This window comes from Corallococcus carmarthensis, assembly GCF_003611695.1.
GTDB lineage: Bacteria > Myxococcota > Myxococcia > Myxococcales > Myxococcaceae > Corallococcus > Corallococcus carmarthensis.
This window is the reverse complement of the sequence record NZ_RAWE01000110.1, coordinates 24,191-30,924: the sequence shown is the minus strand read 5'-3', so window position 1 is coordinate 30,924 and position 6,734 is coordinate 24,191. Positions and strand designations below refer to the sequence as shown.

Sequence of the window (6,734 nt, the reverse complement as noted above, 5' to 3'; positions counted from 1 at the left end):
GCCTGGAGCTGGGGCGGGGCGGTGGGCCTGGGAGGCATGGTCGGGCTCTTTCTTCGGAGGAGGAGGCCGGTTCCTCCTGCCCGACGCGCCCGGCGGGTGGCAATGGCTTTCTTCGGGTTACTCGCAGGTGGCGAGGAACTCCGTGCCGTGCTCCTGGCACCAGCGGCGGTACGTCTCCAGCCGCTCCGCGGGGCTCACGCTCTTGAGGACCTGGCCGTCGTCGCCCAGGTATTCGATGGCGCCCTTCACGGTGATGTGCAGCACGACGGGGTCGTCGCCCACGACCTGCCAGCTGTCGACGTTGCCGGCCGGCTCATAGACATACGTGCCCGGACCAATCACCTCGCCGGTGTCGAGCAGCTGGCGGCGCCCGGAGAGGTTGAAGGCGTGCGACTCGCCGACGTGGCGGTGCCGGGGGATGCGGGTGCCGGGCTCCAGCCGGAAGAGGTACATCCAGCCGCTGCCGTCGCGGAAGAAGCGCAGCGGCTTGAACGCGAGCCCGGGCCGGCCCATGGGGATCCACGGCATGCGTTCGGAGTCGATGGGGTGGGAGGCGTAGGTGGAATCGGTCATGCCGGCAGGATGGTCCGCCGCTGGCCCGGTGACAGGGCCAGGATTGGCGAATTCCATTGGGCCAATCCGTGGGAGGATGCGGCATGGATTTCCATGTGGAGCTCCAGGGCCGCCGGGACCTGGCCGGGCAGATCTACCGGGGGCTGCGCGCCGCCATCCTCGACGGGCGCCTGCGGCGCGGGGAGCGGTTGCCGCCCACCCGCGAGCTGGCGCTGCGCCTGGACGTGGCGCGCAACACCGTGAGCGTGGCGTATGAATGGCTCGCCGCGGAGGGCCTCATCGCGGCGCGCACGCGGGCGGGCAGCATCGTCCAGGGGGAGGCGTCCCGGCCGCGGGGCAGGGCAGGGCGGGAGGCCCAGGTGCCGCTGCGCGCCCGGGCCTTCTGGCGAGCGCTGCCGGACCTGCCCGCGCCGCTGGCCCCCGCCGCGTATGCCTTTGGCGTGGGCAGCCCGGACGTCTCGAGCTTCCCCTTCGAAGCCTGGCGCCGGCTGGTGGCGCGCCAGCTGCGGGCGGCCACGGTGTCCGGGGGCTACGTGGACGCGGCGGGACACCGGGGCCTGCGGGAGGCGGTGGCGCGGCACGTGGGCATCGCGCGGGGCGTGCGCGCGGACGCGGAGGACGTGCTCATCACCAATGGCGCACAGCAGGCGCTGGACCTGGTGGGACGGGTGCTCATCGAGCCGGGAGACTGCGTCGCCATGGAGGAGCCGGGCTATCCGCCCGCGCGGCAGGTGTTCCAGTCGCTGGGGGCGCGCGTCGTGCCTGTTCCGGTGGACGCGGAAGGGCTGGACGTGGCGGCGCTGCCGGATGCCGCGCGGCTCGTCTATGTCACGCCGTCGCACCAGTTCCCGCTGGGCATGCCCATGTCGCCCGCGCGCAGGGTGGCGCTGCTGGAGTGGGCGAAGCGGCGGGACGCGGTGGTGATTGAAGACGACTACGACAGCGAGTTCCGTTTTGGCGGCCGGCCCCTGGAGACGTTGCATGGGATGGACCGCTCCGGGCGGGTGCTCTACGTGGGCTCGTTCTCCAAGGTGATGATCCCCATGCTGCGGTTGGGGTTCCTCGTCGCGCCGCCGTCGCTCCAGCGCGAGCTGCGGTGGGCCCGGCGCGTGATGGATTGGCACAGCCCGGTGCCGGAGCAGGCCGCGCTCGCGCGGTTCATCGACAGCGGGCTGCTCGCGCGGCACATCCGCAAGATGCGGCGGGAGTACGAGGCGCGGCACACGTGCGTGGCGGAAGGCCTGGCGCGCCATTGCGGCGACTGGCTCCAGGTGGTGCCCTCCGTGGCGGGCCTGCACCTGAGCGCCACCTTCCGGAAGGGAGGCGTGACGCTGGAGCGGGAGACGGTGGCGCGGGCCCGGGCGGCGGGGGTCGGGCTCATCAACCTGTCGCGCTACTTCGCGGGGCCTCGCGCCCGGCCGGGGCTGGTGCTGGGGTATGGCGGCATGCCCGCGACACGCATTCCGGAAGGAATGAAGCGGCTGGGGGCGTGTCTCTCGACGGTGGCGGGATTGACGAAGGATTGAAGACCGGTCCTAATTCCTCTCATGCTCAATGCCGTCGCGGGGGACGTCGAGTCACAGCCCATGTGTCCGCAGCATCCCGAACGGGAGGCGGTGTGCACCTGTGTGCGGTGTGGCAGGTATGCCTGCGCATCGTGCGAGCGGGATGAAGGCCGATGCAGTGAGTGCGCGCGGCTCTCCGCGCTGGAGGTGCCGGACTCGCGCGAGCGGGCACACCGGGCCACGGTGCTGCAATACGTCTCCGCTGGCACGTCCCTGGTGGGCCTGCTCTACGAGCTCCTGCTGGTCCCCGAGTTCGGGAACCCGTTGGCGGCCGAGCGCCTGTCCAGGTGGGGGGTGCTGGTGCTGGCCATGGCCGTCGTCGTCGCCACGCAGGTCACCCTTCTGATGTGGGTCCACCGCGTGGTCCGGCAGCTCAAGGCGCTGGGGGCGGACATCGGGATGAGCCCTGCCCGAGCGGTCTGGATGTGGTTGATCCCCCTCCTCAACTGGGTGAAGCCCTATCACGTGATGCGGGACATCGCGGAGAAGCTGGGGGGCGCCTCCTTCGTCGCATCGCTCCCGCTGCAACTGTGGTGGGCGGCGAACGTCCTGGCGCGGATCCTGGAGAAGGCGGAGGCGAAGCTGCTGGTGCGCGAGACCGCGACGGCGGACACCACGACCCGGGATGTGGTGGGACTCCTGTCCTCGGTCTGCGCCGTGGCCGCGGCGCTCCTCTATGTGCAGCTCATCAAGGACCTCCAGACGCGGCTCGACCGGCGCCGCGAGGGGATTGAAGAGCCGGAGGCCCCGGTCGCCGGGGACGAGGCCGCGGCGGCCTGAAGCAGCCACCGCCTGGAGGCTACTTCGCCAGCCAGGTCGCGTGGCTCGCGGCGAGCTTCCACTGACCGTCGCGGTAGACCCAGGTGTCTGTGAACTGGAAGTCGCCCTCGAACTGCGTCTTGCCGGAGTGGCCCTTGAGGGTGGTGATGCCGGTGACGACGGCGGCATCGCCATACAGGCGGATCTTCTGATGGTGGTTGCGGAAGACCTCGTAGACGGGGTCCTTCTTCGCCACCTCAGAGAGGTTCTGCTCCAGGTCCGTGACGGTGCCCCTGGAGTCGGTGAGCGTGAAGCGCGCGTCCAGGCTCTTGCGGAGCGTGGCGACATCCGCGGTCTCGAAGGCGCGGCACAGCGCGGCTTCGACCTTGAGCAGCTCGCGCTCGTCCTGGGCGGGGTCCCGGGCCTCCGCGACGCCCGTGGCGAGGGCGAGGACAGCGGTCAGCGTGGTCTGGAGTTTCATCCGAGGCTCCGTGCGTGGGGGAGTCCGCACGCTATCGCGGCGACAGAAGCTCAGACAGGGGTTGAGACGCGGATCAGTTGCTTGCCCAGGTTCCGGCCCTCGAACAAGCCGCGCAGGGCGGACGGTGCCTGCTCCAGCCCTTCGGCGAGGGTCTCCGTCTGGACGAGCTCACCCCGGGCGGACCAGGTGGACAGCTCGCGGAAGGCTTCGGGGAAGCGCGGGACGTGGTCCAGGAAGATGAAGCCCTCCATGCGTGCGCGCTTGAAGGCCAGCTGCATGTAATTGCGCGGCGTGGCGCCGTAGTCGTGGTCCTTGTAGCCGGAGGAGATGGCACCGCAGAGCACCACGCGGGCACGCACCGCGAGGTGATCCATCGCCGCCTCCAGCACGGGCCCGCCCACGTTGTCGAAGAAGACATCCACGCCCTTGGGCGCAAGCGTCTGGAGGCGCGCCCGGACGTCCTCGGACTTGTAGTCGATGCAGGCGTCGAACCGGGCGACGCGGGTGACCCAGTCGGCTTTCTGTGGACCGCCCGCGATACCGATGACGCGGCAGCCCCGGAGCCGCGCCACCTGTCCGGCGATGGAGCCCACGCTGCCCGCGGCACCGGAGACCAGGACGGTTTCACCTGGCGCGGCGCGGGCCACGTCGGTCATGCCAATCCAAGCGGTCAGGCCGCTGGCGCCATAGAGGTTCAGCATGGCCTTGGGGTCGATGCCGTCCGGCACCTTGTTGAAGCCGAAGAGGCCCGCGTCACCGGCCAGCGCGTACTCCTGCCAACCCGTCATGCCCGTCACCCAGTCGCCCACGGCCAGCCGTTCGGAGCGGGACGCGATGACCTGCCCGACGCCCACGCCGCGCATGACTTCGCCCAGCTCCACGGGCGGGATGTAGGTCGCGCGGGGGTTGAGCCACGTGCGTTGCGTGGGTTCGATGGAGAGCCAGACGACGCGCACGAGCGCTTCGCCGGGACCCGGGGCCGGCACTGGGGCTTGCCGCCATTCGAAGCAGGCGTCGGAGACCTCGTCGTGGGGGCGCGACTTCAGCACCCACTGGTGGTTCACGGCGTCTCCTTGGAGAAGGCGGGGGCCGCGAGCCTCCGGGCGCAGTCGCGGAGGTCGTCCGGCCAGCTCCGGGTCCACTTGTTGAAGCGGGTACGGTCGCCCGCGTAGAGCGCGCGAGCGGCTTCCTCGTAGCCTGGCGCGTTGCCAGCCATCGTGGTCATGAAGCGGTCCGCGGCGGCCTGGGCGCGGCGGACGCGGTCGGCGTCGCCGCTGTTCGCGCGAGCGGCCTCCACCAGCTTGCGCAGGGCCACGGACGCGCCGCCGGGTTGCTCGGACAGCCACTCCCAGTGACGGGGCAGCAGCGTCACCTCGCGGGCCACCACGCCCAGCTTCGGACGGCCGGGGCCTCGGGGCTCGGAAGACTCGGCGGCCGGGTCAGGCGCGGGCTGGAGGCGGGCGAGCACCTCCTCCAGTGTGCCGCGCAGGTGGAAGTCCACCGTCCGGCCCGTGGCGTCGTCGAACAGGAGCAGGGACTCGGACTCGCCCGCGTCGAGCGCGCCCTTGGCGGCGGTGACGACCTCGGCGGGTGACCCGGAGGCAAGCAGGCGCTGGCCGGCGAAGGCGGTCCAGGTTGCGGAAGGAGAAGGCATGAGGGTGATATTACCCGGGTATAAACAAGAGTCAATTGTACCCGGGTAATATGGGCGGCAGGTGGCGCATTGACCGGCGAGGCTTCATCGTGGGAGGAGCCGAGGCATGAAGGACGCGAACAGGATTCCCGTCATCGTGGGCGTGGGGCAGATCAACGACCGTCCGGAGGATCCGCTGCGGGGCCTGGATTCGTTGGGACTGATGGAGGCCGCGCTGCGGGCGGCGGACGTGGATGCGGGCGGCGGCTGGCTCTCCCGGCTGGATTCGCTGGCGGTGGTCGACCAGCTCTCGTTCCGGCAGATGGGGCCGTTGCCGCTTCCGCTGGCGGAGCGGCTGGGTGCCCGGCCGCGGCTCCACGAGCAGACGGCGGAGGCCCATGGGCACAGTCCGGTGCGGCTGCTCCACGAGGCCGCCAACCGGATCGCCTCCGGGGAGGTGGAGGTCGCGGCGGTCGTGGGCGGCGAGGCACTGCGCACGGCGGCCCGGCGTGCGGCCCTGGCGGCCGGGGATGCACCCTCCGCGCACAACGCCGCGAGCACCATCTCCGTCCAGGCGCACGCGGCCTACCGGCAGCGCTATGGCCTCAACTCGCCGGTCGACGTCTATCCCCTCTATGAGAACGCTGGCCGTGCGGCGTATGGCCAGACGCTGGCGGAGGCGCAGCGGGAGAGCGGGGAAATCTGGTCGCGGTTCTCCCAGGTCGCGGCGAGCAATCCGGGCGCGTGGATCCGCGAGCCCGCGTCCGTGGAGGCCATCGTCACGCCCTCGCCGTCCAACCGGCCCATCGCGTTTCCGTACTGCAAGCGGATGGTGGCGAACAGCGCCGTGAACCAGGGCGCGGGGTTCCTGGTCACCAGCCTGGCGAAGGCGCTCGCGCGCGGCGTGCCGGAGGACCGCCTCGTGTACGTGGGGCGGGGCGTGGCGGCGCACGAGCCGGAGGACTTCCTCGCTCGGGATGGCTATGCGCGCTCGCCGAGCATGGCCGTGTCGCTGCGCCGCACGCTGGAGTTGAACGGGCTGACCGTCGATGCGCTCGACTTCGTGGAGCTCTACAGCTGCTTCCCCTGCGTGCCGAAGATGGCGCGCCGGGTGTTGGGCTGGCCGCTGGAGAAGCCCGCCACCGTGTTCGGAGGACTCACGTTCGGCGGTGGGCCCATCGCCAACTACATGAGCCACGCGGTGGTCAGCATGGTGCAGCGGCTGCGCGAGCAGGGACGTCACGGCCTGCTCTTCGGCAACGGCGGCTTCGCGACGCACAATCACAGCCTTGTGCTCACGCGCGAACCGCTGCCGGCCGGAACGCTCCCGCAGCCCTTCGAGCATCAGGCGGAAGCGGACGCCGCGCGCGGTCCCGTTCCTCCGTTCGTGGAGGACGCCACGGGCCCCGGCCGCATCGAGACATACACGGTGCTCTACGAACGGGATGGCAGCCCCAGGTTCGGCGTCATCGTCGCGCGCGGCGCATCCGGTGAGCGCTTCCTCGCGAAGGTCCCAGCGCACGACACCGCGGGCATCGACTTCCTGTGTGACGGCAAGGAGGAGCCCGTCGGCAGCGAAGGGTACGCCGTCGCCGGACCCGGTGGCGACATCCTCTGGCACCGGGCATGGCCTTCGCGCGGATGAGCGTCTCTTGGCTGCGGCGGATTCGATTCCCGCTGCCTCCACATTTCCGACGATGTATGCCATCAGGTTGGTCATCCC

General features: G+C 70.9%; 7 protein-coding genes. 3 read left to right on the top strand and 4 right to left on the bottom strand.

Going from position 1 to position 6,734, the window contains the following annotated elements:
- Positions 1–117 precede the first annotated feature (117 nt).
- Entirely contained in the window at positions 118–573 is a 456-nt protein-coding gene (locus tag D7X32_RS26090; protein WP_120605281.1) for a cupin domain-containing protein, read from the bottom strand.
- Positions 574–656: 83 nt separating this feature from the next.
- On the opposite strand from D7X32_RS26090, the gene pdxR reads away from it, so the two are divergent.
- Together pdxR and D7X32_RS26080 are read left to right on the top strand one after the other, a co-directional pair.
- Positions 657–2,099: a MocR-like pyridoxine biosynthesis transcription factor PdxR gene (pdxR, locus tag D7X32_RS26085; protein ID WP_120605280.1), complete on the top strand. Its 1,443-nt coding sequence runs from the start codon at positions 657–659 to the stop codon at positions 2,097–2,099.
- A 60-nt stretch (positions 2,100–2,159) separates the two neighbouring features.
- Positions 2,160–2,918, top strand: coding sequence for a DUF4328 domain-containing protein (locus tag D7X32_RS26080; RefSeq protein WP_147450265.1), 759 nt, complete (start codon positions 2,160–2,162; stop codon positions 2,916–2,918).
- Positions 2,919–2,937: 19 nt separating this feature from the next.
- On the opposite strand, the gene D7X32_RS26075 is transcribed toward D7X32_RS26080, so the two are convergent.
- Genes D7X32_RS26075 through D7X32_RS26065 form a run of 3 tightly spaced genes read right to left on the bottom strand, consistent with a single transcriptional unit; the run spans position 2,938 to position 5,032 of the window.
- Positions 2,938–3,378 carry a nuclear transport factor 2 family protein gene (locus D7X32_RS26075; RefSeq protein WP_120605278.1) on the bottom strand — a complete coding sequence of 147 codons (441 nt, stop codon included), beginning with the start codon at positions 3,376–3,378 and terminating at the stop codon, positions 2,938–2,940.
- A 50-nt stretch (positions 3,379–3,428) separates the two neighbouring features.
- Complete coding sequence (locus D7X32_RS26070; RefSeq protein ID WP_120605277.1) at positions 3,429–4,442, bottom strand: NADP-dependent oxidoreductase; 1,014 nt, start codon at positions 4,440–4,442, stop codon at positions 3,429–3,431.
- Complete coding sequence (locus D7X32_RS26065; protein ID WP_120605276.1) at positions 4,439–5,032, bottom strand: DUF2239 family protein; 594 nt, start codon at positions 5,030–5,032, stop codon at positions 4,439–4,441. Before D7X32_RS26065 ends, D7X32_RS26070 begins: the two co-directional genes overlap by 4 nt.
- A gap of 106 nt (positions 5,033–5,138) precedes the next feature.
- Between D7X32_RS26065 and D7X32_RS26060 the strand changes: the two genes are divergently transcribed.
- Entirely contained in the window at positions 5,139–6,656 is a 1,518-nt protein-coding gene (locus D7X32_RS26060; protein ID WP_120605275.1) for an acetyl-CoA acetyltransferase, read from the top strand.
- Positions 6,657–6,734 lie beyond the last annotated feature (78 nt).